Annotated in this window: 26 protein-coding genes, 1 tRNA gene and 1 pseudogene; 10 read left to right on the top strand and 18 right to left on the bottom strand. The window is 70.6% G+C overall.

The window, feature by feature from the left end; all coding sequences use genetic code 11:
* Positions 1–3 precede the first annotated feature (3 nt).
* From ACZ7PG_RS27220 to ACZ7PG_RS27205, 4 genes are all read right to left on the bottom strand, one after another.
* Positions 4–360 carry a DivIVA domain-containing protein gene (locus tag ACZ7PG_RS27220; protein ID WP_470241887.1) on the bottom strand — a complete coding sequence of 119 codons (357 nt, stop codon included), beginning with the start codon at positions 358–360 and terminating at the stop codon, positions 4–6.
* Positions 361–529: 169 nt separating this feature from the next.
* On the bottom strand, positions 530–844 hold the full coding sequence (locus tag ACZ7PG_RS27215) for a DivIVA domain-containing protein (protein ID WP_470241886.1): 315 nt from the start codon (positions 842–844) through the stop codon (positions 530–532).
* Between the two features lie 21 nt (positions 845–865).
* Complete coding sequence (pth, locus tag ACZ7PG_RS27210) at positions 866–1,459, bottom strand: aminoacyl-tRNA hydrolase (protein WP_470241885.1); 594 nt, start codon at positions 1,457–1,459, stop codon at positions 866–868.
* A 9-nt stretch (positions 1,460–1,468) separates the two neighbouring features.
* Positions 1,469–2,071 carry a 50S ribosomal protein L25/general stress protein Ctc gene (locus ACZ7PG_RS27205; RefSeq protein ID WP_470241884.1) on the bottom strand — a complete coding sequence of 201 codons (603 nt, stop codon included), beginning with the start codon at positions 2,069–2,071 and terminating at the stop codon, positions 1,469–1,471.
* 370 nt (positions 2,072–2,441) lie between these two features.
* On the opposite strand from ACZ7PG_RS27205, the gene ACZ7PG_RS27200 reads away from it, so the two are divergent.
* Together ACZ7PG_RS27200 and ACZ7PG_RS27195 are read left to right on the top strand one after the other, a co-directional pair.
* Complete coding sequence (locus ACZ7PG_RS27200) at positions 2,442–3,536, top strand: hypothetical protein (RefSeq protein WP_470242427.1); 1,095 nt, start codon at positions 2,442–2,444, stop codon at positions 3,534–3,536.
* Positions 3,537–3,679: 143 nt separating this feature from the next.
* Positions 3,680–4,321 carry an NAD(P)-dependent oxidoreductase gene (locus ACZ7PG_RS27195; RefSeq protein ID WP_470241883.1) on the top strand — a complete coding sequence of 214 codons (642 nt, stop codon included), beginning with the start codon at positions 3,680–3,682 and terminating at the stop codon, positions 4,319–4,321.
* On the opposite strand, the gene ACZ7PG_RS27190 is transcribed toward ACZ7PG_RS27195, so the two are convergent.
* The 5 genes from ACZ7PG_RS27190 to ACZ7PG_RS27170 all read right to left on the bottom strand — a co-directional run bounded on the left by ACZ7PG_RS27190 (position 4,315) and on the right by ACZ7PG_RS27170 (position 9,604).
* Positions 4,315–5,181: a TIGR03621 family F420-dependent LLM class oxidoreductase gene (locus ACZ7PG_RS27190; RefSeq protein WP_470241882.1), complete on the bottom strand. Its 867-nt coding sequence runs from the start codon at positions 5,179–5,181 to the stop codon at positions 4,315–4,317. The two genes, ACZ7PG_RS27195 and ACZ7PG_RS27190, sit on opposite strands and share 7 nt — an antisense overlap.
* A 64-nt stretch (positions 5,182–5,245) precedes the next feature.
* Positions 5,246–6,226, bottom strand: a complete 981-nt coding sequence (locus ACZ7PG_RS27185) for a ribose-phosphate diphosphokinase (RefSeq protein ID WP_470241881.1) — start codon at positions 6,224–6,226, stop codon at positions 5,246–5,248.
* A complete protein-coding gene (gene glmU / locus ACZ7PG_RS27180; protein ID WP_470241880.1) occupies positions 6,223–7,695 on the bottom strand; it encodes a bifunctional UDP-N-acetylglucosamine diphosphorylase/glucosamine-1-phosphate N-acetyltransferase GlmU in 1,473 nt (490 codons plus the stop codon). The genes ACZ7PG_RS27185 and glmU overlap by 4 nt, the downstream gene beginning before the upstream one ends.
* Positions 7,696–7,743: 48 nt before the next feature.
* The gene (locus ACZ7PG_RS27175) at positions 7,744–9,498 is read right to left on the bottom strand and encodes a GGDEF domain-containing protein (RefSeq protein WP_470241879.1); all 1,755 of its coding nucleotides are present in this window, start codon (positions 9,496–9,498) and stop codon (positions 7,744–7,746) included.
* A gap of 34 nt (positions 9,499–9,532) precedes the next feature.
* Positions 9,533–9,604 (bottom strand) — tRNA-Gln (locus ACZ7PG_RS27170).
* A gap of 207 nt (positions 9,605–9,811) precedes the next feature.
* Between ACZ7PG_RS27170 and ACZ7PG_RS27165 the strand changes: the two genes are divergently transcribed.
* The 4 genes and pseudogenes from ACZ7PG_RS27165 to ACZ7PG_RS27150 all read left to right on the top strand — a co-directional run bounded on the left by ACZ7PG_RS27165 (position 9,812) and on the right by ACZ7PG_RS27150 (position 11,866).
* Positions 9,812–10,777: an acyl-CoA desaturase gene (locus ACZ7PG_RS27165; RefSeq protein WP_470241878.1), complete on the top strand. Its 966-nt coding sequence runs from the start codon at positions 9,812–9,814 to the stop codon at positions 10,775–10,777.
* Between the two features lie 96 nt (positions 10,778–10,873).
* Positions 10,874–11,467, top strand: coding sequence for a TetR/AcrR family transcriptional regulator (locus ACZ7PG_RS27160; protein ID WP_155544196.1), 594 nt, complete (start codon positions 10,874–10,876; stop codon positions 11,465–11,467).
* Positions 11,353–11,607, top strand: a pseudogene (locus tag ACZ7PG_RS27155) (hypothetical protein); the annotation flags it as partial. The gene ACZ7PG_RS27160 and the pseudogene ACZ7PG_RS27155, both read left to right, overlap by 115 nt.
* A gap of 40 nt (positions 11,608–11,647) precedes the next feature.
* Positions 11,648–11,866 (top strand): DUF6228 family protein, encoded by a 219-nt coding sequence (locus ACZ7PG_RS27150; protein ID WP_470241877.1) that lies wholly within the window; start codon positions 11,648–11,650, stop codon positions 11,864–11,866.
* Here the strand turns inward: ACZ7PG_RS27150 and ACZ7PG_RS27145 are convergent.
* From ACZ7PG_RS27145 to ACZ7PG_RS27115, 7 genes are all read right to left on the bottom strand, one after another.
* Positions 11,859–12,248: an NUDIX hydrolase gene (locus ACZ7PG_RS27145; RefSeq protein WP_470241876.1), complete on the bottom strand. Its 390-nt coding sequence runs from the start codon at positions 12,246–12,248 to the stop codon at positions 11,859–11,861. The two genes, ACZ7PG_RS27150 and ACZ7PG_RS27145, sit on opposite strands and share 8 nt — an antisense overlap.
* Positions 12,245–12,637, bottom strand: a complete 393-nt coding sequence (locus tag ACZ7PG_RS27140; RefSeq protein WP_470241875.1) for an NUDIX hydrolase — start codon at positions 12,635–12,637, stop codon at positions 12,245–12,247. The genes ACZ7PG_RS27145 and ACZ7PG_RS27140 overlap by 4 nt, the downstream gene beginning before the upstream one ends.
* Positions 12,634–13,137: an isochorismatase family protein gene (locus tag ACZ7PG_RS27135; protein WP_470241874.1), complete on the bottom strand. Its 504-nt coding sequence runs from the start codon at positions 13,135–13,137 to the stop codon at positions 12,634–12,636. The genes ACZ7PG_RS27140 and ACZ7PG_RS27135 overlap by 4 nt, the downstream gene beginning before the upstream one ends.
* 231 nt (positions 13,138–13,368) lie before the next feature.
* Positions 13,369–14,550 (bottom strand): PQQ-dependent sugar dehydrogenase, encoded by a 1,182-nt coding sequence (locus tag ACZ7PG_RS27130; protein WP_470241873.1) that lies wholly within the window; start codon positions 14,548–14,550, stop codon positions 13,369–13,371.
* Between the two features lie 16 nt (positions 14,551–14,566).
* Complete coding sequence (locus ACZ7PG_RS27125) at positions 14,567–15,409, bottom strand: alpha/beta fold hydrolase (protein WP_470241872.1); 843 nt, start codon at positions 15,407–15,409, stop codon at positions 14,567–14,569.
* A gap of 46 nt (positions 15,410–15,455) precedes the next feature.
* Positions 15,456–16,112 (bottom strand): response regulator, encoded by a 657-nt coding sequence (locus ACZ7PG_RS27120; RefSeq protein ID WP_470241871.1) that lies wholly within the window; start codon positions 16,110–16,112, stop codon positions 15,456–15,458.
* On the bottom strand, positions 16,109–17,233 hold the full coding sequence (locus ACZ7PG_RS27115; RefSeq protein WP_470241870.1) for a sensor histidine kinase: 1,125 nt from the start codon (positions 17,231–17,233) through the stop codon (positions 16,109–16,111). The genes ACZ7PG_RS27120 and ACZ7PG_RS27115 overlap by 4 nt, the downstream gene beginning before the upstream one ends.
* A 132-nt stretch (positions 17,234–17,365) precedes the next feature.
* Here ACZ7PG_RS27115 and ACZ7PG_RS27110 point away from each other — a divergent pair, with 132 nt between their 5' ends.
* On the top strand, positions 17,366–17,962 hold the full coding sequence (locus ACZ7PG_RS27110; protein WP_470241869.1) for a class I SAM-dependent methyltransferase: 597 nt from the start codon (positions 17,366–17,368) through the stop codon (positions 17,960–17,962).
* Positions 17,934–18,422, top strand: a complete 489-nt coding sequence (locus ACZ7PG_RS27105; protein ID WP_470241868.1) for a DedA family protein — start codon at positions 17,934–17,936, stop codon at positions 18,420–18,422. The genes ACZ7PG_RS27110 and ACZ7PG_RS27105 overlap by 29 nt, the downstream gene beginning before the upstream one ends.
* Here ACZ7PG_RS27105 and ACZ7PG_RS27100 read toward each other — a convergent pair.
* Positions 18,398–19,171 (bottom strand): MmyB family transcriptional regulator, encoded by a 774-nt coding sequence (locus ACZ7PG_RS27100; protein WP_470241867.1) that lies wholly within the window; start codon positions 19,169–19,171, stop codon positions 18,398–18,400. The two genes, ACZ7PG_RS27105 and ACZ7PG_RS27100, sit on opposite strands and share 25 nt — an antisense overlap.
* Before the next feature lie 74 nt (positions 19,172–19,245).
* Here ACZ7PG_RS27100 and ACZ7PG_RS27095 point away from each other — a divergent pair, with 74 nt between their 5' ends.
* Both ACZ7PG_RS27095 and mfd read left to right on the top strand, forming a co-directional pair.
* Positions 19,246–20,169 carry an LLM class flavin-dependent oxidoreductase gene (locus ACZ7PG_RS27095; protein WP_470241866.1) on the top strand — a complete coding sequence of 308 codons (924 nt, stop codon included), beginning with the start codon at positions 19,246–19,248 and terminating at the stop codon, positions 20,167–20,169.
* A gap of 52 nt (positions 20,170–20,221) precedes the next feature.
* Positions 20,222–23,776, top strand: coding sequence for a transcription-repair coupling factor (gene mfd, locus ACZ7PG_RS27090; protein WP_470242426.1), 3,555 nt, complete (start codon positions 20,222–20,224; stop codon positions 23,774–23,776).
* Positions 23,777–23,821: 45 nt separating this feature from the next.
* On the opposite strand, the gene ACZ7PG_RS27085 is transcribed toward mfd, so the two are convergent.
* Positions 23,822–24,229 carry a hypothetical protein gene (locus ACZ7PG_RS27085; RefSeq protein ID WP_470241865.1) on the bottom strand — a complete coding sequence of 136 codons (408 nt, stop codon included), beginning with the start codon at positions 24,227–24,229 and terminating at the stop codon, positions 23,822–23,824.
* Positions 24,230–24,297 lie beyond the last annotated feature (68 nt).

The raw sequence follows: 24,297 nt of genomic DNA, 5'->3' as shown, positions 1-24,297 counted from the left end.
CGGTCAGCGCTGCTGGAGGCGCTCCGCGCGCAGGGTCGGCGGCATGGCGCGTTCGGCCATCGCTTCCGAAGCCGTGCGGGCGCCCGGGAGGTCCGGGGCGTGGCCGGTGCGGGTGGCGAGCTGGTCTTCCACCGTGTCGAGGAAGTCGTCGACCTCGCGTTCGTCGTAGCCGCGCTTGCCGATCAACGGCTTCGCGAAGATGACGTGGTGCACTTCGGCGGCGGTCAGGTCGTCCTCCTCGGCGAACGTCTTGGCGATGCGCCGGACGAACTCGTCGACCTCGTGCTTGGCGTAGCCACGGCGGCCGATCGGGGCGTTACCGAAGGTGACCTCGGCGAGGTCTTCGGCGGTGAACGACATGGAACTCTCCGATTCCGGGGTTTGGCGGTGCGAACTCCCGTACACCGTCCTAACCCGTGAACGGGTTCCCCCGGAAGGGGCGGACCGGGAAGCTCACCCCGATGGGCGGCCGCCATCCGCCTGTGAGTGAGCCGGAACTACGCAGCGCTGTGTGGCCGGTTTCACATCGTCAGCTGCGGCCGAACCACTTCCGCGGGCCCTCGGGGCGCCGCTCCTCGACCACCGGCCGCGGGTTCCGCAGCTCGATGAGCGCCGCCTCGGCCTCGTCCAGGAACAGGTCGACCTGAGCCTGGTCGTAGCTGCGCATGCCGACGGGCATGATCGTGAAATCGACGTAGTGGATGTCGTCGGCGGTCAGGATGTTCCGGCCGTCGAGCGCATCGGCGATCAGGTCGAGGAAGGCGTCGACCTCGTCCTCGTTGTAGCCGCGCCGGCCGAAGCGGGGTTTGCCGAACGCGATCGCCCGGACTTCGTCAGGGGTCATAGGTTCACCTTGCCACCGATGTCAGCCCGCATGGAAGGCGTTTTGCGCGGCCGCGAGACCGGTGCCGACCAGCGCTTCGGTCGCGTCCGCGCACCGGTCCACCTCGAACGGGAGCTCCTTGCGCTCGACCGTCCCGAAGTCCTTCAGCACGAAGTCCGCCGGGTCCTGGCGGCCGGGCGGGCGGCCGATGCCGAACCGGACCCGGTAGTAGTCACGGGTGCCGAGCGACTTCGTGATCGAGCGGAGTCCGTTGTGCCCGTTGTCGCCGCCGCCGAACTTGAGCTTCAGCGCGCCGAAGTCGACGTCCAGCTCGTCGTGCACCACGACGATGCCGGTCGGCGGCACCTTGTAGAACCGCGCCGCACCGACCACGGGCCCGCCGGAGAGGTTCATGTAGGTGCGCGGCTTCACCAGCACGACGCGGCGGCCGGCCAGCCGGCCTTCGAGCACCTCGCCGCCGCTCTTGTGCGTCTTGAACTTGCCGCCGATCCGGGAGGCGAGCTCGTCCAGCACCATGAAGCCGACATTGTGCCGGTTTCCGGCGTACTGGGGTCCGGGATTGCCAAGGCCGGCGAGCAGGATCAGCTCGCCGGCCCCGGGCAGGTCTTCGGTCATGCGGAAATGTTATTCGGCGGCTTCGGCCGACTCTTCGCCCGCTTCGGCGGCGTCGTCGTCGGCCTCTTCACGCTGCGGCTCGTTGACGGCCACGACGAGCGCGTCGGGGTCGGTGACCAGGACGGCGCCCTGCGGCAGCTCGACCTGGCTGGCCAGGAACTGGGTGCCGATCTCGGCGCCCTCGATCGAGAGCTCGAACTGCTCCGGGATGTGCAGCGCCTCGACCTCGACCTGCAGGGTGTCGATGCCCTGGTTGACCAGGCCGCCGGGGCCGGGGTTGCCGGAGACGACCAGCGGGACGTCGACGACGATCTTCTCGCCGCGCTTGACGACCAGCAGGTCGACGTGCTCGATGTAGTTCTTCAGCGGGTGGACGACGATGGTCTTCGTCAGCGCCAGCTCGTCGGAACCCTCGAGGTCGAGCGTGATGACGGCGTTGGAGCCGTTCTCGCGGACGACGCGGGCGAACTCGATGGCCGGCAGCGCGAAGTGCCGCGGGTCCGAGCCGTGGCCGTACAGGACGGCGGGGATCTTGCCGGCGCGACGCGTACGGCGCGCGGCGCCCTTGCCGAACTCGGTGCGCGGCTCGACGGACAGACGTACCTCGGACACGGTGTGGCACTCCTTCAAATCACGAACATGGTGCGGTGAACAGCATGCTGCGGCGGGGGATGCGGTGTTCTGTTCAGTGGTCGCGTTCGGCGGCGAGTTTTCCGGGCGTGCACAACAGCCGGGAGCTACTCCGAGCCGCCGCGTCGATCACGCCGGGCACCCCAGTGGGGCCCCGCCTCGCCGAGACAACCTCAAGAGTGTAAACCAACCTCATCACGGTGGGTTGCGGCGGGGGCCCGGACCAGGCTAGAACCCTCCTATCCCCGGTGCGTGACGACACAAATCCGGTGGCGGGACTTCACCGGCCGAGGTGTGCTCGGACGCAGACGCGGAGCAAGGGGCGGAAAAGATGCGGGCTCGACGGGCCATGGTGGCGGCGGTGCTGCTGCTGGGCGGACTGCTGGCCGGCTGCCAGGTGGCGGTCCCCGGCAGCGCCGGGGTCTCCGCGGCCGGGCAGCAGACGGCCGATCGGCGCGCCGAGCAGCGCGCCGCGGTCGACGCTGCCCTCACCGCGTTGGGCCAGACGCCCGCGCTCTCCCTGAAGTCGGCGGCCAAGGGCGCCGAGCAGCAGTTCCGGGTCACCCGCGGCGGCAACGCCTTCGGCGGGCTGCCGGTCGAGGGGCGCGTCGTCCAGGTGACCTCGGCCGCGGGGCAGTTCTACCTGCAGGCCGACGCCGACTACTGGAAAGCGCACGCCATCGACGAGGACACGCAGTTCGGCACGAGCTGGGTGCGCTCGCTCGGGTCCGAGCTGCCCTTCGACCCCGCGGCCCGGTTCGCCCCGCAGGCGCTCGCCGACGGGCTGCGCAAGGCCCTGACCGGCCTCGACCGGCTGGGCGACCCGGTGAAGGCGAAGCTGCCGGACGGCACCGAGGTCTACCAGCTCGGCGCCGCGCCGAGCGTCCTGCGCGTCACCACGGCCAAGCCGAACCGGGTCGTCAGCTTCGCCCCGGCGCTGCTCGACCCGCAGGCCGGCCCGAAGTTCGGCGCCGAGTTCCGCGTCGACCCGGTCGCCGGCGACGCGCTGAAGACGTTCCACACCGACCTCGACAACGCCGTCGGCGGGCTGGGCCAGCCGTTCGAGGGCCTGGTGCAGGCCAGCGCCGTCGTCACGAACGACACCCTCGACTGCAAGGACTTCGTCGGCTCCTGCACGACGACCGTCGACGTCTCCACCAGCGTGGTCGGCTCGCCGGCCGCGGGCGGCAAGAGCGTCGTGCACATCAACCTCTCGGTCGAGGTCAGCGCCGACTCGCTCGGCGCGCAGACCTGCACGACGGCGGCCGACGCCGAGCCGTACGCGACGGTCAAGATGTCCTGCACGGTCAAGTTCAAGCTGCCGAACCGCACGGCCAGCTACCAGGTGCTGTCCAAGCCGAACGCGACGGCGGAGGTGCGCGCGGCCCTCGACGTCAACGCGGTGAAGCAGAAGGTCGCCGCGGAGTTCGCGGGCCTGGGCGGCTGAGCTGGACACCTACCCGGGGGTGCGTTCCTTCCGTTGAAGTAGGTGATCTTCCGTTCCTAGCATCGGCTCTGCTTAGTGGGGGCGCGGTCCCCACGCCCCGCTCAAGAAGTGGGGGTACAGCCGATTCGAACGGGAGAAGTGACATGGCCAAGCTGGTGGTTTTCGGGGGGACCGGGTACGCCGGGGGCAGGATCGGCACCGAGGCGCTGCGGCGCGGACACGAGGTGGTCGGCGTCGCGCGGAACACCGGCGCGGTGCCCGATGGCGTCGACGAGCGGCAGGGGTCGCTGCACGACGAGGAGCTCGTGGCGAGCTTGGCGAAGGACGCCGATGTGTTCGTGGTGGCCACCCCGGCCCGCGCGATCGACGGCAAGAAGCTCATCGACGCCGTGCCGGCGCTGGCGCGGATCGCGCGCGAGAACGGCGTCCGGCTGTCGTTCGTGGGCGGTGCGGCGAGCCTGCTGGTCGCCGAGGGCGGCCCGCGGCTGTTCGACACCCCGGAGTTCCCGGCCGAGTACAAGGAAGAGGCCGGCAACCACGCCGAGGTGCTCGCCCTGCTGCGCGAACAGCCGGAGGGCCTGGACTGGTTCTACGTCAGCCCCGCCGCCGAGTTCGGTGCCTGGACGCCGGGCGAGCGCAAGGGTGAGTTCCGGATCGGCGGCGACGTCCTGGTGACCGACGAGAACGGCAAGTCGCACATCGGCGGCGACGACTTCGCGACCGCGTACGTCGACGAGATCGAGCAGCCGAAGCACCGCCGCGCGCGGTTCACCGTCGCTTACTGAAGTTCCTTCAGGACCGGCGCGAAGGTCTCGAGGAACGGCTCGAAGACCGTGATGTAGGAGAAGCCGTAGCGCTCGCGCCGGCGTTCCAGCTGCCCGGCGATCTCCTCGACCGTGCCCAGCAGGAGCTGGGGCGCGTCGAGGAGTTCACGGGCGTCCTGGACGGCGCTGCGCTCGGTCTTCACGTGCCACGCCTCGGCGGCTCCCCGGCGGTCGTCGGTGACCTCGACGTGCTGGACCAGCATGTTGTATTCGGGATCGCCGCCGGCCCGGGACCGGAAGTACGCGACGCGTTCGTCCATCGCCTCGGCGTTGTCGAGCTTGAAGGTGCCCGGCGGCTTCCCGGGCTGCTGCCGGAGCCCGGCGAACCCGACGACGTCCGCGTGCGCGGCGGCCAGCTCCAGGACGCCGTCGCTGTTGCCCGCGATGAGCAGCCGCGGGTGGGTGATGCCCTCGTCTTCGAAGTGTTTCCGCAGGTAGCCGAGGCTCTTTTCGAGGTAGGCGATGCGCTCGGACGCCTTTTGCCAGGGGAGTCCGGCGTTGTCGAACTCGGCTTTCATGTGCCCGGCGCCGAGCCCGAGGTCGAGCCGCCCGTCGAGCAGCGCGGCCGTCGAGGAGACTTCGCGCGCGAAGAGCGCGAGGTTGTAGAAGGGCACGTTGGAGACGAGGGTGCCGAGCCGCGGCCGTTCGGTGACGGCGGCGGCCATGGCCAGTGCCGGGAACGGCGCCGGCGACCCGGTGCCCAGGTGGTCCGGGATGGTGATGACGTCGTAGCCGAGCTCTTCGGCCCGGCGGCACTTGGCGATCCAGGCGTCCCGGCCGCCGATCCCGCGGAGGCTGACGCCGAACTTGAAGTTCCCCATGCCGGTGACGCTAGCGCCGGGAACCGCCGCCGGGCGCGGAGTTCGCGCCCGGCGGACGGTTTCTTCAGGCGTTGCCGTCGAAGAGGGACGTCACCGAGCCGTCTTCGAAGACCTGCTGGATGGCCTCCGCCAGCATCGGGGCGATCGACAGGACCGTCAGTCCCTCGAAGCGCTTCTCCTCGGGGATCGGCAGCGAGTTCGTCACGATGACCTCGCGCGCCTTGCACTGCGAAAGGCGCTCGGTCGCCGGGTCGGACAGGATGCCGTGGGTCGTCGCGATGACCACGTCCGCCGCGCCCTCGTCGATCAGGGCCTCGGTGGCCTTCACGATCGTGCCGCCGGTGTCGATCATGTCGTCGATCAGGACGCAGAGCTTGCCCTCGACCTTGCCGACCACGCGGTTCGCGACGGCCTGGTTCGGCTTGTCCGGGTCGCGCGTCTTGTGGATGAACGCGATCGGCCGGTCGCCCAGCGTCTGCGCCCACTTCTCGGCCAGCCGCACGCGGCCCGAGTCCGGCGAGACGACGGTGATGTCGGCGTTGCCGTAGGTCTTCTTGATGTGGTCGGCCAGCACGGTCTGCGCCATCAGGTGGTCGACCGGGCCGTCGAAGAAGCCCTGGATCTGCGCGGTGTGCAGGTCGACCGTCATGATCCGGTCGGCGCCCGCGGTCTTGAACAGGTCGGCGATCAGCCGGGCCGAGATCGGCTCGCGGCCCTTGTGCTTCTTGTCCTGGCGCGCGTACGGGTAGAACGGCATCACCACGGTGATCCGCTTCGCGCTCGCCCGCTTGAGCGCGTCCACCATGATCAGCTGCTCCATCACGAACTCGTTGATGGGCGTGGTGTGCGCCTGGATGACGAAGGCGTCGGTGCCGCGGACGGACTCCTCGAACCGGACGAACAGCTCACCGTTGGCGAACGTGTGGGCCGTCTGCGGGGTGATCGTCACGTTGAGGTGCTCGGCGACCTCTTCGGCGAGCTCCCGGTGCGCCCGTCCGGAGAAGAGCATCAAGTTCTTCTTCGGCGTACCTGACTTCGGACTCATGCTGGCGACTCCCCGTCGGTTCCTGCTGCTGACTCGGCGTCGAGGGCGGCCTGGGCCGCCTCCGCCGCGGGCGTACCCGGCCGGCGCCGGATCGCCCAGCCTTCGATGTTGCGCTGCGGCGGCGCCGACACCGCGAGTGTGCCCGGCGGGACGTCCTCGCGGATCACGGCACCCGCCCCACTGTAAGCGCCATCACCGACCTGCACCGGAGCGACGAAGGTGTTGTCGGCTCCCAATCGGACATACGAACCAATAACGGTCCGGTGCTTGTTGACACCGTCGTAGTTCACGAACACGCTCGAGCAGCCGATGTTGCTGTGCTCACCGATCGTGGCGTCGCCGACGTAGGTGAGGTGCGGCACCTTCGTGCCGGCGCCGATGTCGGCGGCCTTCGTCTCGACGAACGCGCCGAGCTTGGCCTTCTCGCCCAGCTTCGTGCCCGGCCGCAGGTAGGTGAACGGACCGACGTTGACGCGGTCGCCCAGCTCGGAGTCGGAGCCGTGCACCCGCACCACCGAGGCGCCCGCCCCGATCTTGACGTTCGTCAGCGTGCTGTCCGGGCCGACCGTGCTGCCCTCGCCGACCGACGTCGAGCCCTTGAGCTGGACGCCCGGCTCGATGACGACGTCCCGCGACAGCGTCACGCCGGCGTCGATCCAGGTCGACGCGGGGTCGACGACCGTGACGCCTTCGCGCTGCCAGCGCCGCACGATCCGGCGGTTGAGCTCGGCGCCGAGCACCGACAGCTGGACGCGGTCGTTGACGCCCTCGGTCAGCCACGGGTCGTCGACGACGAGGGCGCCGACGTGCAGCCCGTCGCCGTCCGCGATGCCCAGTACGTCGGTGAGGTAGAGCTCGCCCTGCGCGTTGTCGGTCGACAGGCGCGAAAGGCCGTCGCGCAGCACCGCGGCGTCGAAGGCGTAGACGCCCGAGTTGATCTCGGTGATCTCGGCCTGCGCCGGGGTGGCGTCCTTGTGCTCGACGATCCCGGTGACCTTGCCGGCGTCGTCGCGCGTGATGCGGCCGTAGCCGGTGGGGTCGTCGACCACCGCGGTGAGCACGGTGACGGCGTTCTTCGCGTCGGTGTGCTCGTCGAGCAGGGCGCGCAGCGTCGCGGTGTCGAGCAGCGGGACGTCGCCGTAGCTGACGATCACGGTGCCGGTGAGGTCGGCCGGCAGGGTCGCGAGCGCGCAGCCCACCGCGTGGCCGGTGCCCTTCTGCTCGGCCTGCACCGCGGTGCCGACCTCGCGCCCGAGTGCCGTGGCGACCGTGGCGAGATGGGCGCCGACGGCCTCGCGGCCGTGGCCGGTCACCACCACGAGGTGCTCGGGGTCCAGGCCGGCGGCGGCCCGGACGGCGTGCTCGACGAGGGGCCGCCCGGCGATCGGGTGCAACACCTTCGGGGTCGCGGATCGCATGCGGGTGCCCTCACCCGCGGCGAGGATCAACGTGCTCAGCGGGCCGGTCAACGGCGCTCCCAACGGTTACCAATGAATGGCTTCTGTCGGGCTCAGATCCTAACTGTGCTCTTCGGTGTCCCACGCGGGGTCGGTAGGTGGGGCGTCGCCCGGCCACGCACCGCCCGGGTCGGCGACCATCGAGTTGGCCGAGGCCACCTGGTTGCCGCCGCCGCGTTTTGCCTGGTACATGGCCGCGTCCGCGCGGGCGAGGACCTGCTCGCCGCGCTCCTGCGGCCTTAGTGAGACGAGCCCGATGGACAGTGTGACGCCGTGCGACAGGTGGTGCGGCAGTCCCGCGACGGACTTCACCGCGCGGCCGAGCGCCATCTTCGCCGCGGACGCCGGCGTGCCCGGGAGCAGGACGATGAACTCGTCGCCGCCGTAGCGCGCCACGAGGTCGTCGCCGCGCAGGGCGTCACGCAGCGTGCTCGCGACGACGCGCAGCACGTTGTCGCCTTCGGCGTGCGACGCCTTGTCGTTGACGCCCTTGAAGCCGTCGAGGTCGACCAGCGCGACGGCGAGGGGCTGGGCGTCGGCCGACGACGCGAGCAGGCGCAGCTTCTCGTCCAGCGCGCGCCGGTTCGGCAGGCCGGTGAGCGGGTCCTGCAGGGCCTGCTGGGTGATCGCGCCGTGCTCGGCGGAGAGCCGTTCGTGCTCGCGGCGCGCGTTCAGCGTGGCGATCTGCGACTCGCGCAGGCTCCACATCTCGGACTCGAGCCGGGTGGCGTAGTCGATCAGCGACTGGCTCGCGCCGGACGCGTAGTCCGGGCTGGTGTCCAGCCGGGCCAGCTCGCGGGCGATGTTCAGCCGCATCGACGGCTGCGAGGTGTCGTCGGTCAGCGACTCGCGGGCGTGCCGCAGCACATCGAGCGCCTCTTCGCGGCGGCCGGCCTGGTCGAGGCAGCGGGCCAGCGCGATGGCGACGATCTCGCGTTCGCCCGGGTAGCCGGTGCCTTCGTGCAGCGCCCGGAGCCGGTCGATCTGGTCGGAGCTCGGGCTGTGCAGCGCCTGCGCCGAGGCGAGGACGCCGACCTGGTCGACGGCCGCGACGCCCGCCTTCCGCGGGAACAGCGACTCGGTGAACGGGCCTTCGGCGGCCACGGCCATGGAGGCGGCGGTGCGGAACTTCTCGGCGCTCTCGTCGTACTCGTCGATGCGCTCGAGCCGCAGGCCCCAGCCGAGCAGCATCTTGACCCGGTTCATCAGCTGCAGCGTGATTTCGTGCGGGCTCGCGCTCTCGCGGATCGCGGAGGCCGCACGGCCGATGACCTCTTCGGCCGCTTCGTACACGCCGAGCTGGTTCAGCACGATCCAGCAGTCGTTCAGCGCCGACCACAGCATCCGGTTCCACTGGCGGATGCCGACCTGCCGGTTCGGGATCGCGGAGTCGTCGAGGATGGCCAGCGCGCGGGCGATCTCGGTGAGCGCGGGGTCTTCCTGCGAGGCGATCACCAGCCGGCGGCCGCGCAGCGCGTGCGCGTCGGCCCGCAGCAGGGCGAGGCCGTGCCGCCGGGTGTGCGCGAGCATCTCGTCGAGCCGCGGTTCGGCTTCCGCGGCCAGGCCCCTGGTGATCAGCCGGGCGATCGCGGACGCGCGCAGGAGCTGCGCGATCATCGTCGGCTCGCCGCGGCGCTGGGTCTCGTCGAGCAGCTCGTCCATGAGCTCGACGATCTGCAGCTGCTGGGTGTACTCCTGCCGCTGGACCGCGGCGATCAGTTCCCGCGCACGCCCGACAAGCCAGGCGTCGGACATCTCGGCCAGGGCGGGACGCCTGGCCGGACCCGGGTCGGTCGCCTCGTCGGTCAGCGCCAACCTCCCGGTGTCGTGGGTTCGGGTCCTCGAGCTGCTCCGCCGCCAGGATTCGAACCTGAACTGTCAGAACCAAAATCTGAAGTGCTGCCGATTACACTACGGCGGATCGATCCTGGTCAGGATAGCGACGATCGGGTGTCGTCCGCGCGGGGGATGCGTTACCGCCCAGTCCGCCGGGTACCCCGGTTCCGAAGTACGGGTGTGAGGCTTCCGGCACTCCCCAGTCGCCGAAACCTCCTGTACCGTAACTTACGGCATCGTAGGTTAGGGCACCCTACGTCAAAGGTTGCCCGCATAGGGAGAAGTGAAGCGTATGACGGCCACGCTCGACCGTTCTCAGCCCACCGGGGAGCCTTCGGCTCCCAAGGGGCCCAAACCCGTTACTGAAGGCACGCGAGGCATCGGCGTGCAGCTGTCGGTCTACTTCGGCGTGATCGCGCCGCTGGTGGCACTGCTGGTCGCGGTGCCCTTCGCCTGGGGCTGGGGACTGAGCTGGGTCGACGTCGGCATCTTCGTGGTGTTCTACGCGATCAGCGGGCTCGGCATCACGGTGTCCTACCACCGCTACTTCACGCACGGCTCGTTCAAGGCCAAGCCGTGGCTGCGCGTGGTCATGGCCATCGCCGGCAGCATCGCGCTGCAGGGCCCGGTCATCACCTGGGTCGCCGACCACCGCCGCCACCACGCGTTCTCCGACCGCGACGGCGACCCGCACTCGCCGTGGGCGTTCGGCACCTCGCCGTGGGCCATCGCCAAGGGCTTCTGGCACGCGCACATGGGCTGGCTCTTCGAGCGCGACCAGACCAACGCCGAGCGCTTCGCGCCCGACCTCGTCAAGGACCCGGCGATCAAGAAGGTCGACGACCTGTTCTGGCTGTGGTCGCTGGTCAGCTTGGCGCTGCCGGCCCTGCTGGGCGGGCTGATCTCCTGGTCGCTGTGGGGCGCGGTCACCGCGTTCTTCTGGGCCGGGCTGGTGCGCATCTGCGTGCTGCACCACGTGACGTGGTCGGTCAACTCGATCTGCCACATGATCGGCGAGCGCCCGTTCGCCGCGCGCGACAAGTCGGCGAACTTCTGGCCGCTGGCGATCTTCAGCTTCGGCGAGTCGTGGCACAACCTGCACCACGCCGACCCGACGTCCGCGCGCCACGGCGTCAAGCGCGGCCAGATCGACATTTCCGCGCGGCTGATCTGGATCTTCGAGAAGTTCGGCTGGGTGCACGACGTCCGCTGGCCGACCCCGCAGCGCCTGGCCCGAATCGCGACGGAAAAGGGCTAGTCAAGTAGGGTTCGGGGAGTGGCGGGGAGACGACGGTCGAAGCGTGAGCAGCAGGTCACCGGGGCGCGTCCGGTCGCCCCGGTGACGCGCGTCCGGATGACCGGCAGCGAGCGGCGTCAGCAATTGCTGAACGTGGCGCGGGCGTTGTTCGCCGAAAAGGGCTTCGACGGAACGTCGATCGAGGAGATCGCGCACCGCGCCAACGTGTCGAAACCCGTGGTGTACGAACACTTCGGCGGCAAAGAGGGCATCTACGCGGTGGTGGTGGACCGCGAGACCCAGCTGCTGCTGGAGCGCATGGTGTCCACCCTGCACGGCGGCCACCCCCGCGTGATGCTGGAACAAGCGGCGACGGCGTTGCTGTCGTACGTCGAGGATTCCCACGACGGTTTCCGCATCCTGGTCCGCGATTCCCCGGTGGCGAGTTCCACGGGGACGTTCTCGACGGTGTTGAACGACATCGCGAGCCAGGTGGAACACATTCTGGCCCAGCAGTTCGCGGCCCGAGGCTACGACGAGAAACTGGCGGCGCTGTACGCGCAGGCATTGGTGGGAATGGTCGCGCTGACGGGACAGTGGTGGCTGGACGCGCGCAAGCCGAAGCGGGACGAAGTCGCGGCGCACCTGGTGAATTTGGCTTGGAACGGGCTTTCGCACCTGGAGCACAAGCCGAAGCTGCGACTGGGGTGACGGTTTCCCTGACGGGGCCTGGCGCCGCGATAACCTTCGCGGACCTCGACGCGTCGGAGGGCGACCTGGTGTGGTTCACGGCGCGGGCCGAAAGCACCGGCTTGGCCGTCACTCTGAGCGTGGAGACCCTCCACGGCGACGGCCTCGGGACGTTCGCCGCCGGCCTTGACCGGGACTTCCGTGGCTGGGCGGGCGGGCGAGCGGGTGTGGAAGTCCTTTCGCGACGACCTCGAACTCCACGCGACCCACCACGGCCGTTCCGTGGAGCTGGCGTGGACGTTGCACGGACCCGACTCCGGCTGGACTCGCCACTGGTCGTGCACCGTCCGGACGTTCGTCACGCCGGGCGAAGAACTGCGCCGGTTCAGCGCGGACGTCGCCGAGTTCCTCGCTACCTGAGCACGCCCGTCTCGCGCAGGTGGTCGAAGATCAGCCGGTCCACCGCCGAGACCCGGTCGCGGTCCGCATACCTCAGCCACACCATCTCTTCGATCTCGCTGCTGGCGGCCAAAGTCCCCGTGTACTCCGCCGTGTAGCAGGTCATCCGGACCAAAGTCCCCGCGTGGCCGTGGGCCTCCGCCTCGAACGCGCCCGCCGGCGAAATCGTCGACGGCTCGATCTCGACGTCCAGTTCTTCGCGGATCTCGCGGATCAGCGTTTCGACGTCCGTCTCGCCCGGCTCGCGCTTGCCGCCCGGGAGGTAGTACACCTCCTTGCCGCGTGAACGCGTGCTGAGGATCCGGCCGTTCACCGGGTGCAGCCAGGCGATCTTGTCGATCACCGCAGCTGGCCCGTCTCGTGCAGGTGGTCGAAGATGAGTTGCGCCACCAACGACACCCGGGGCCGGTCCGCGTAGGCCAACCACGCGATCTCCTCGATCTCGCTGCTGGCCGCCAACGTCCCGGTGTACTCCGCCGAGTAAGCCGTCGTGCGGACCACCGTGCCCTCCGCCTTGCCGTGCGCCTGGCCTTCGAACGTGCCCGCCGGGGAAATCGTCGACGGCTTGATCTCGACGTCCAGCTCTTCGCGGATCTCGCGGACCAGCGTCTCGACGTCCGTCTCGCCCGGCTCGCGCTTGCCGCCGGGCAGGTAGAACTTGTCCTTGCCGCGTGAGCGGGCCGCCAGGACGCGGCCGTCCACCACGTGGATCCACGCGACCTTGTCGATCACGCCAGGCCCGCCAACACTTCGTCCGTCGTCACGACCGTGCCGAGGCGCGGGAAGATCTTCGTGATCGCGTTTTCGTGCGAGATCTCGGACAGTGCGGTCATCGCGTCCGACACCGCCACCGTGTCGTAGCCGTGGTCGCTGGCCGCGCGGAGGGTCGACTCGACGCCGAACTCCGTCGCGATTCCGCCGAAGTACACCGTCTTCACGCCGGCTCCGCGCAGGAACTCGTCGAGGTCGGTGTTCGCGAAGCCGCCGATCGCGTACTTGGTGACGATCTTGTCGTCCTGCGCGTCGAAGACGAGCTCGTTGCCCGGCGGGTTGTCCGGCCGCGACACCTTGACGATCACCACGGACGCGCCGGCCTCGCGGAACGCTGTCCGCAGCCGAAGCGCGTTCGCGACGACCTCTTTCCCGCTGTAGGGCGTGGTCGGCAGCGCGACGATCCGCTCCTGCAGGTCGACGAGCACGAGCGCGGACGTGGCCGGGTCGATCTTGGTCATGCCCCGATCCTAGGGTTCGCCGGGCGGGGCACGGTTTGGAGGCCGGTCCCCGATCGCCAGGTCGGCGATGGCGCTCGGGGACCGGCGCGGTGCTGCCGCGGGAACGCTATCTTCGGACCGCGTCCAACAACCGTCGGGGGCGGGCGAAAACTCTTGGTACACACCATGTTCCGCGATCCGCCGCCCCGGCGGAAGTGTTCACGGCACTCAGCGGCCGTGGTTTTCTCATGCTCAGGCCGGTGTGACCTTCAGCAACTTGTCGTCCGTCCCGTCCGAAGTCGTCACGTACAGCGCGCCGTCCGGGCCGGTCCGCACGGCCCGCAACCGGCCGAACTTGTCGTCGAACTCCGGCGGGAGCGAGACGTCCAGGACCTTGCCCGCCGCGTCCAAGTGGTACAGCAGCAGCTTCTGGCCCTTCAGCGCCACCACGACCAGCGCGCCGTCGTTCTTGCCCCACTGCGCGCCGGTCAGGAACGCGTCGCCGCTGATCGCTTCGGTGATCTTGCCGGATGTCCACAGTGGACTCACCGCGTCGGGGAACCGCTTGAGGTCGGTCATCGGCACGCTCTCGTCGTAGCTCGAGTCCGTGCCGCCCTTGGACGGGTCCCAGCCGTAGTTCGCGCCCGGCTTCAGCAGGTTGACCTCGTCGTCGAAGGTCGGGCCGTGCTCGGCGGTGATCACCTGGCCGCTGCCCGGCCGGATCGCCACGCCCTGGACGTTGCGGTGGCCGAACGTGTAGATCAGCCGTTCCTTCGGGTTCGACGACGTGATGAACGGGTTGTCCGGCAACGAGTTCCCGGTCTTCGCGTCCAGCCGCAGCACCTTTCCGCCCAGGGAGTGGCGGTCCTGCGCGATCGACGCGCGGGCCGTGTCGCCGGTGCCGACCAGCAGGGCGCCGTCCGGTGCGAACGTCGGCCGGCAGCCGGAGTGCCGGCCGCTCGGGTTCACCGGCAGCCCGGTCAGCAGGTCCTTGACCTTCGACGCGCTCCCGCCGTCTTCGGCCAGCTTCCACGTGACCAGCCGGATGTCGACGGCCTTGCCACCCTCTTGGTGGTCCTGGCAGGTGATGAACTCGCGGCTGGTCGCGAAGTCGGGGCTGATGACCATGCCGAGCAGCCCGCCCTCGCCCTGCACGAGGACGTCGGAGAAGTCGGCCTTGACGTCGGTGGCTTTCCCGTCGCGGACCAGCGCGAGCTTGCCGGGCCGCTGTGGCACGAGGATGCCGCCGTCGGGCAGGAAGCCGATGTCCCAGCCGTGCTGCAGCCCGGCGGTCACCGTCTCGACCTTGAACTTCCCGCTCGACGTCGCCGGCGTGGACGCGGGCGGGATGTTCTGGACCGGCGCGCTCGAGGCGCCCGAGCAGCCCGCCACCAGCAGGGACACTGCTCCGATGAGACCCAGCACACACCGCATACGGCTCATCCTGCCATCAAGCGGTGAAATCGCCGTTCGCCGCCGACGCCTTCAGGAACTCCAGGTCGCCCGAGCCGGGGATGTAGTGCCCGGTGCCGGGTACCAGGTCGACGACCGCGCCGGCCGCTTCGAGGCGACGCTTGGTCGTCGCGGAGTCGACCATCGCGTCCTCCGCTCCCGCGACGGCGTACACCGACATGCTCAGCCGCTCCAGCGCCGCGTCGCCGAAGACCGGGAACGGGCCGGTGCGGTAGCGGTAGTGCGCGGACACGAGCAGCTGCTGCTCGACGATCGGCGACGACTCCGGCTCGCCCACGACGCCGGCGACGGACTTCCGCCGTCCCTTCTCCCCGAGCAGGGCCAGGAACACCGCCTTGACGACGAACCCCTTCTTCATCGGGCCGAGGCCGATCGGGCACCGCAGCGCCAGCGCGGAGACGCGCCCGGGCCGCCGCGTCGCGTAGTCGAGCGTGAGCCAGCCGCCGAACGACGACGTCAGGAAGGCTGCCCGGGAGACGTCGAAGTGGTCCAGCACGGCGTCCAGCCACCGCGCGTACCGGTCGCTGCCGAGCGGCGGCCGCGTCTCGGCGCTCATCCCCGGCTCGCCGATGATGTCGGCCGCGTACACCCGGAACCGCTCCACCAGCGCGGGGATCCGCTGCGCCCACTCCGCCGAGTTGCTGCCGGAGCCGTGCAGCAGCACCAGTGGCGGCGCGTTCGCCGGCCCGGCGACCAGCACGAACGTCTCGCCCTCGGGCGTCGGCACGCGCACCTGGTCGTGGTCCGGCCACGCCGTCAGGGCTTCGAGGTAGCGCTCACGCAGGAGGCGGGCACCGGCTTCGGACTTGTATATCGTCATGCAAAATACTCTATCCTTCCCTATCAAGGAGATAAATAGGGTGTGATCAAGTACCTGGACGCACCAGTCCGGACTCGTAGGCGAACACCACCGCGTGCACCCGGTCGCGCAGCCGCAGCTTGCCGAGGATCCGCCCGACGTGCGTCTTCACCGTCGTCTCGCCGATGTACAGCTTCGCCGCGATCTCGCCGTTGGAGTGCCCGCGCGCGATGAGCCCCAGCACGTCCTTCTCGCGCTCGGTCAGCACGTCGAGCTTGGCGACGTCCACCGGATCGCGGTCGTCGGCGAGGTAGCGGTCGAGCAGCCGCCGCGTCACCGACGGCGAGACCATCGAGTCGCCGCGCAGCACGCCGCGGATCGCCACGAGCATCTCTTCCGACGGCGCGTCCTTGACCAGGAACCCGCTGGCACCCGCGCGCAGGGCGGCGTACGCGTACTCGTCGAGGTCGAACGTCGTGATGATCAGGACGCGCACGTCGGGCAGCTCGGCGCAGATCCGCCCGGTCGCCGTGACGCCGTCGAGCACCGGCATCCGGACGTCCATCAGCACCAGGTCCGGCCGCAGCTCGCGGGCCTTCGCGACGGCCTCTTCACCGTTCGCGGCCTCGGCCACGACCACGAGGTCGTCCTGGCTCTCGACGATCATCCGCAGCCCGACGCGCACCAGCTCCTGGTCGTCGCAGAGCAGGACCCGCGCCGTCACGACCCGACCGCCAGGCTCGCCCGCACGCGGTAGCCGCCGTCCGGCAACGGCTCGTGCGCCAGCTCGCCGTGGAACATCTCGACCCGCTGGCGCATCCCGGCCAGCCCGCGCCCGGACGAGGGCAGCGCGGGCGCCGGTGCGGGTGCGGCCCGCCCGCCGGTGTTCGTCACCTCGATCCGGACCTCGGCCGGTTCGAACGCGACTTCGACGCGGCCGGTCGCGTCGGCCGGGGCGTGCTTGATCATGTTGGTCAGTGCCTCCTGGACGATCCGGTACGCCTGCAGCGCGGCACTCGCGGACAGGGCACCGGGGTCGCCGGTGACCTCGAGCGCGACGGCGCGGCCGCACTGGTCGACGAGCTCACGCAGCTCGTCGATGCTCGGCTGGGGGCTGCGCGCCGCCTGGCCGGCGTGCAGGACTTCGAGGAGCCGCCGCAGCTCGGCGAGCGCGTCCCGGCCCGTGCGGCCGATCGTGTCGAGCGTGCGGTCGACGGCTTCGGGGTCGCGGTGCCGGGCGAGCTTCGCGCCTTCGGCGTTCAGCACGATCACGCTCATGCTGTGCGCGAGGACGTCGTGGAGCTCGCGCGCGATCCGGGTGCGCTCCTCCGCGACGGCGGCGCGTGACTGGGCGTCGGCGCGTTTCTCCTCCTCCGCGGCGAGCTGTTCCTTGGTGCGGAAGAACTCCCCGAGCGCCCACGCGGCGATGTGCAGGGGGAACGCGCTGACGATGATGAACGTGGGACTGTCCGAGTAGGTCCCCCAGAGGACGCCCCACTGGACGTCGAGCACGCCGATCGCGAGGGCGATCGCCGCGGCGAACCACCGCCGACCCTGCTTCACCAGCGTGAACAGCACCACCGCCATGGCCAGCTCGGTGCGGCCGCGGTCGTACGCCCAGACCTCGTTGAGGTACACCGCCGCCGCGCCGGCGATGGTCAGCACCGCGACGGTCCGCGGGAACCGGCGGCGGACCAGCAGGGGGAGCAGGAACAGCATGGGGATCGCGCGGACACCCCACGAGCCGGCGTCGTTCCAGTTCGGGCTCAGGAAGACGAACACGCCGTACAGCGGAAGATCCACCGTCCACCGGTGCTTGCGTACCCACACGACGAGTCGTTCCACGCCATCGAACGTAACGCCGCGACCCGCCCCGGGTCGTCATCCCTTCGGCCCGATCGTGTCCTCCCCGGGGAGGACGACACCGGCCGAGCCGGCGGATTCGCGGCCACCCGTGCCGTTCCTAACGTCGGGATCATGTCGATCACCAGGGAATTCCTCCGCCACCCGATGCTGACGGGCGCGATCGCGCCCAGCTCGCCCCGGCTGGCCGGGACGATGACGGCGGGCCTCGGCCTGGAACGCGCGGCCCGCGTCGCCGAGCTCGGGCCGGGCACGGGCGTGTTCACCGAAGCGGTCCTCGCGCTGCTTCGCCCCGAAGCGCGCCTGACCGCTTACGAGATCAACCCGCGTTTCGCTGCTTCGCTGCGCAAGCGCTTCCCCCGGGCCGACGTCGTCACCGGTTCGGCGGAGCACCTCGACGCCGGCCACCTCGACGTCGTCGTCTCCGGACTGCCGTGGACGGCCATGACCGCGGACCGCCAGCAACGCATCCTCGACGCGGTCACGGCGGCGCTCGCCCCGAACGGCCGGTTCACGACGTTCGCGTACGCCCACACGGCCTGGACGCCACCCGCGCGTCGCTTCGCCGCTTCGCTGCGAAGCCGTTTCGCCGTCGTGGAGCGCACTTCGGTCGTCTGGGGGAACCTGCCGCCCGCGTTCGTCTACCGCGCGGCGCTGCCGGTGGCGGTGGGGAGGACGAGCCATGGACAGCCTGCTGCGGCCACTGCTTGACGCTCCACCGCCGGTCGTCTACCTCGTCTGCGCGCTGCTGATCACGGCGGAAACCGCGCTGCTGCCCGGAATCGTGCTGCCGACGCTGTCGGCGTTGCTGCTCATGGGGTTCCTCGCCGAGCGGGGCACGCTCCACTTCGGAATCGCTTTGCCGGTGGCCGTGTTCGCGGCGTTCCTCGGCGATCAGGTGGCGTACTTCGAAGGACGTTCGTGGGGACCGCGGCTCGCCCGCCGCGTCGGCCAGGACCGCTGGGACCGCGCCGAAGCGGCGGTCGCGCGCTACGGCGTCCCGGCGGTGGTCGCGGGCCGCTGCCTGGCCGGCGTCCGGACGCTGGTGCCGCGCGTCGCGGGCTCGGCGGCGATGCCGTACCGCCGGTTCGCCGCGGGCAGCGGGTGCGCGGCCGTGCTGTGGGCGAGCGCGGAGCTGCTGATGGGTCAGGTGACGGCGCTGGTGCTCTGAAGGCGTTCCGCGGTTTCGGCGTCCGCGGGCAGGAACGTCTCCAGCTTGAGCTCCGACACGGTGACGTCGGCGGCGGTCGCGAACGTCGTGATCGCCGTGATCAGCCGGAGCTCACCGGCCGAAGTGGACAGTCGCACCGGCACGGCGAAACCGAGGTGGTCCGCGCTCGGCGGCCGTTCCGGCGGCAGGTACCCCTTCAGCTCGGCGAGCTGCGCGGCGAGCCGGTCGTCCGGGGTGCGCGCGAGGTCGTTGCGGAGGCGCTCGAGGATGTGCCGGGCCCAGTCGTCGAGGTTCCGGACGCGCGGCGCCATCCCGCGCGGGTGCAGCGCGAGCCGCAGCGTGTCGACCGGTTCTTCGAGTAGCTCCGGGTCGACACCCTCGATGAGCAGGGAAAACGCGTCGTTCTTCGCGACGAGCAGGCCGTAGCGGTCGACGACGATCGCGGGGTAGGGGCGGTGGCCGTCGAGCAGCCGCCGCAGCCCGTCGAGCACCGGCCGGATCGCCGGGTCGCCGAGCTTCGTCTCGGGGTACGTCGGCGCGTAGCCGGCGGCGTGGAGCAGGCCGTTGCGCTCGCGCAGGGGCAGTTCGAGGGACTCCGCGACGCGCAGCACCATGCCGCGGCCGGGCACCGAGCGGCCGCTCTCCATGAAGCTGACGTGCCGCTGCGTCGTGCCCGCGCGCAGGGCCAGGTCGAGCTGGCTGAGCCGCCGCCGGGTGCGCCAGTCCTTGAGCGCCGTTCCGAAGTCCACGGCCCCATCCTGCTCGGCCACGCCATTCCCCGCGGGGAATTGAGGGCATTCCCCGCTTCGGCGACGCTTCCGGCATGACGAACTACGGCCTGGTCGTACCGACCTACCAGCCCATCCTCGACGCCGGGCGGACCGCACCCGAGCTGGTCGACGCCGCCGTCGCCGCCGAAGAGCTCGGCCTCGACTCGGTGTGGGTGGGCGACACCCTCGCGCGGGCTCCGCTGGACGCTTTCACCGTGCTGGGCGCCTTCGCCGGCCGGACCTCGCGGGTGACCCTGGGGACGTCCGCGCTGCTCCCGGCGTTGCGGGACCCGGTTCTCTCGGCGAACCAGCTGCTTTCGCTCGATTTGCTCAGCGGCGGCCGGCTCACGGTGGCGGTCGGCGCGGGGTTCGCCGGGCGGAGCGAGCCGGAGTTCGCGTTCGTGGGAGTGCCGTGGGCGCGACGGCGGGCTCGCCTCGACGACATCGTGGGCCTGTGGCGAGCGGCGTGGCGCGGTGAGTCGTCGTTCCACGGCGAGGTGCTGCACTACGACTCGCTGCCGTCCTTCCCCTCGCCCGCGCGGCCGGGCGGACCGCCGGTGTGGCTGGCGGCGTACACGCCGGGCGCGCTGGAGCGCGTCGGACGGCTGTACGACGGCTGGCTGCCCTACCCGCCGGACCCCGCGGACTACGTGTCCGGCCTGGCCCGGATCCGCGCTGAGGCGTCGCGTCCGGTGACGCCGGCGCTGTTCGCGACGGTCCTGGTCGAGGACGACGCCGACCGTGGGCGTGCGCTGCTCGAGGAGTACTGCCTCACCAACTACGGCGCGCCGGCGGAGTACGTCCAGGGGATCCAGATGCAGGTGACGGGAAGCGTCGCGGAGGTCGCTTCGCGGCTTCGTGAGTACGAAGGCGCGGAGCACGTCCTGCTGCGCATCGCGAGCACGGATCCGAAGGTGTTCGACGAGCAGCTGCCGCGGCTCGCGGAGGTGGCGGAACTGCTGCGCGACCAGCCGTGATCGGAAACTTGTCGGGGGTGCCACGTAGGCTGGGACGGTGACAAACGCTCCATTGTCCGGACTCCTCACCGCCATCCTTCCCGACCCGGCCCTGCGCGGCGTGGTCGAGCGCGCCGGTGCGCCGCTGCTCGAGCTGCAAGGCCCGATCGCCGCCCGGCAGCTCGTCGCCGCCGCCCTCGCCGCCGACGAGGGCGCCGCGAAGCCCGTCCTCGCCGTCACCGCCACCGGCCGCGAGGCCGACGAGCTGACCGCGTCGCTCAAAGCGCTCATCGGCGAGCACCGGGTCGTCGACTTCCCCTCCTGGGAGACCCTCCCGCACGAGCGGCTCTCCCCGCGCGCCGACACCGTCGGCCGCCGGCTGGAGGTCCTGCACCGGCTGAAGACCGGGGACGACACCCTGCGCGTCGTCGTCGCGACCGTCCGCAGCCTCATCCAGCCGATGGCACCCGGCCTCGGCTCGCTCAAGCCGATCGACCTGGTCGTCGGCGAGGAAGAGCCGTTCGAGGAGCTGCTCGAACGGCTCGTCGAGCTGGCCTACTCCCGCGTCGACATGGTCGAGAAGCGCGGCGAGTTCGCCGTCCGCGGCGGCATCCTCGACCTGTTCGGGCCGACCGCGCAGCACCCCGTCCGCGTCGAGTTCTGGGGCGACGAGGTCAGCGAGATCCGCGCGTTCGCCGTCTCCGACCAGCGGTCGCTGCCCGGCGAGATCCCGCGCGTCACCGCGCCGCCGTGCCGCGAGCTGCTGCTCACGCCGCCGGTCAAGGAGAAGGCCGCGGAGCTGGCGAAGACGTACGAAGCGGACGCGCACCTGGCCGAGATGCTCACGAAGCTCGCCGACGGTATCCCGGTCGAGGGCATGGAGGCCCTCATCCCGGTGCTCTGCGAAGGCGAGCTGGAGCTGCTCACCGACGCGATGCCGATCGGCACGCACGTCCTGCTCACCGACCCCGAGAAGATCCGCGCCCGGGCCGCCGACCTCGTCCGCACCGGCCAGGAGTTCCTCGAAGCGTCCTGGACGACGGCCGCGGCGGGCGGGCAGGCCCCGATCGACCTCGGCGCGTCCGCCTACCGCGGGCTCGACGAGATCGCGTCGCACGCCCAGGACACCAAGCGCTCGTGGTGGACGCTCACCCAGCTGACCAGCGAAGACCCGGACGTCTACCGCGTCTCGATCGAGGCCGCGCCCGCCTACCGCGGCGAGCTCGAGCGCGCGATGACGGACCTGCGCGCCCACACGGCGGCGGGCGGCACGGCGGTGCTCGTCGTCGCCGGCCAGGGCACCGCGGCGCGCGCGGTCGAGCAGCTCTCGGGCGCGGACGTCCCGGCGACGCAGGCCGGTGACGGTCTCACCGGGGTGCCCGCGGCGGGCCTGGTCACGGTCACCTGCGGCGGCCTGACGGACGGCTTCGTCTCGCCGGAGCGCGCCCTGGTCGTGCTCACCGAGGCCGACCTGACCGGCCGCGGGTCCGGCGCCGGAACGTCCACAAAGGACCTCACCACCAAGATGCCGTCCCGGCGGCGCAACGCGGTGGACCCGCTGGCGCTCAAGAACGGCGACTACGTCGTGCACGAGCAGCACGGCATCGGCCGGTTCGTCGAGATGGTGCAGCGCACGGTCGCCGGCGCGACCCGCGAGTACCTGCTGCTGGAGTACGGGTCGTCCAAGCGGGGGCACCCGGGCGACCGGCTGTTCGTGCCGACCGACCAGCTCGACGAGGTGTCCAAGTACGTCGGCGGCGAGCTGCCCACGCTGAACAAGCTCGGCGGCTCCGACTGGAAGAACACCAAGGCCCGGGCCAAGAAGGCGGTCAAGGAGATCGCCGCCGAGCTGGTCCAGCTCTACGCCGCGCGCCAGGCCGCGCCCGGGCACGCGTTCGGCCCGGACACGCCGTGGCAGGGCGAGCTGGAGGACGCCTTCCCGTTCACCGAAACCAACGACCAGCTCGCCGCGATCGACGAGGTCAAGGCCGACATGGAACGCGGCGTCCCAATGGACCGCGTCATCTGCGGCGACGTCGGCTACGGCAAGACGGAGATCGCCGTGCGCGCGGCGTTCAAGGCGGTGCAGGACGGCAAGCAGGTCGCCGTGCTCGTCCCGACGACCCTGCTCGCGCAGCAGCACCTGAACACGTTCCACGAGCGCATGCGCTCGTTCCCCGTGACGATCAAGGGCCTGTCCCGGTTCACGAACAAGACCGAGTCGGACCTCATCCTGGAACAGCTCGCCGCCGGCGAGGTCGACATCGTGATCGGCACGCACCGCCTGCTGCAGACGGGCATCCGCTACAAGGACCTCGGCCTCGTGATCGTCGACGAGGAGCAGCGCTTCGGTGTCGAGCACAAGGAACACATCAAGGCGCTGCGCACGCACGTCGACGTGCTGACGATGTCCGCGACCCCGATCCCGAGGACCCTGGAGATGTCGCTGGCCGGCATCCGCGAGATGTCGACGATCCTCACCCCGCCCGAGGACCGGCACCCGATCCTGACGTACGTCGGCTCGTACGACGACAAGCAGGTCGGCGCGGCGATCCGCCGTGAGCTGCTGCGCGACGGCCAGGTGTTCTACGTCCACAACCGCGTCTCCTCGATCGAGAAGGCCGCGCGGCACATCCGGGAGCTGGTGCCGGAGGCCCGCGTCGTCACCGCGCACGGGCAGATGAACGAGGACAAGCTCGAAAAGATCATCCAGGGCTTCTGGGAAAACGAGTACGACGTCCTGGTGTGCACCACGATCGTCGAGACCGGGCTGGACATCTCGAACGCGAACACGCTGCTCGTCGAGCGCGGTGACCTGCTCGGGCTGGCCCAGCTGCACCAGCTGCGCGGCCGGGTCGGCCGTGGCCGCGAGCGCGGGTACGCGTACTTCCTGTACCCGCCGGAGGCGCCGCTGACCGAGACCGCGCACGACCGGCTCGCCACGATCGCCCAGAACACCGAGCTGGGCGCGGGCATGGCGGTCGCGATGAAGGACCTGGAGATCCGCGGCGCGGGCAACATCCTCGGGGCGGAGCAGTCCGGGCACATCGCGGGTGTCGGGTTCGACCTGTACGTGCGGTTGGTCGGCGAAGCGGTCGACGCGTTCCGGCGGCACGCGGGCGCGGAGCCGGCGGAGGACGAGGAGATGGCCGACGTCCGCGTCGACCTCCCGATCGACGCCCACATCCCGCACGACTACGTGCCGGGGGAGCGGCTGCGGCTGGAGGCGTACCGCAAGATCGCGGCGGCGCCGGACACCGAGGGCCTCGACGCGGTCCGCGAAGAGCTGATCGACCGCTACGGCCAGCCGCCGGCGCCGGTCAACCGGTTGCTGTCGGTGGCGCGGTTCCGGCACACGTGCCGCGAGGCGGGCGTGACGGAGGTGGCGGTCCAGGGCAGCACGATCCGCTTCGCACCGCTGCCGTTGCAGGATTCGCAGATGGTCCGGCTGAAGCGCTTGTACCCCAAGGCGATGTTCAAGGCGGTGACGAACACCGTGTCCGTCCCGAAGCCGACCGAAGGCCCGGCGGGCGGCCGGATCGGCGCGCCGACCCTGCGCGACGAAGAGCTGCTGGACTGGTGCACGAAGCTGCTGACTCAGCTCACCAAGAAGCCCGCGGCGGTGTAGCGGCCACCCGGCGTCACTTCTCGTTGTGGCGCCGGGGTTTCCGCGTCAGCAGACTTCGCTGAACATCGGCGGCGAAGCCTCCGCCAACCCCATCTTCACCGACTCCACGGGCACCGGAACCGCTCCGGCGCTCGCCATCGGCAACGGCCGGGGTTTCCGCGGCATGCGCGAACCCGCGCCGCCACCGCGTCCCGGGTACACGAGCAACCCCCGCGCCGGATCCGGGACGGCGTCCAATGCCGCCGTGACGACCGGAAGCGCGCGGAAGGCGTCGCGGCTTTCCTCCGACTTGAACTCGATCTCCAGCACCACGCCCCAGCGGTGTTCGTGCCACACCCACTGTTCCGCGCCGTTCGTCAGAGCTGCTTCGGTGAGTGCGTCACCGCGGGCGAGTCGCCACAAGGAAGCCGTGGACTCGCCATCGAAGACCTCGATGGTCAGCCAGTGGTCCATGTCGTGAAGGTTACGCCCGGCGACACCGCACGGGTGTTGCGTTTCGGGTGCGATGGTGTGAGAGGGTA

The sequence above is a fragment of the Amycolatopsis sp. NPDC114504 genome, assembly GCF_055633595.1.
Note: the sequence above shows the minus strand (reverse complement) of the source record. Positions and strands in the feature narration are given on the sequence as shown.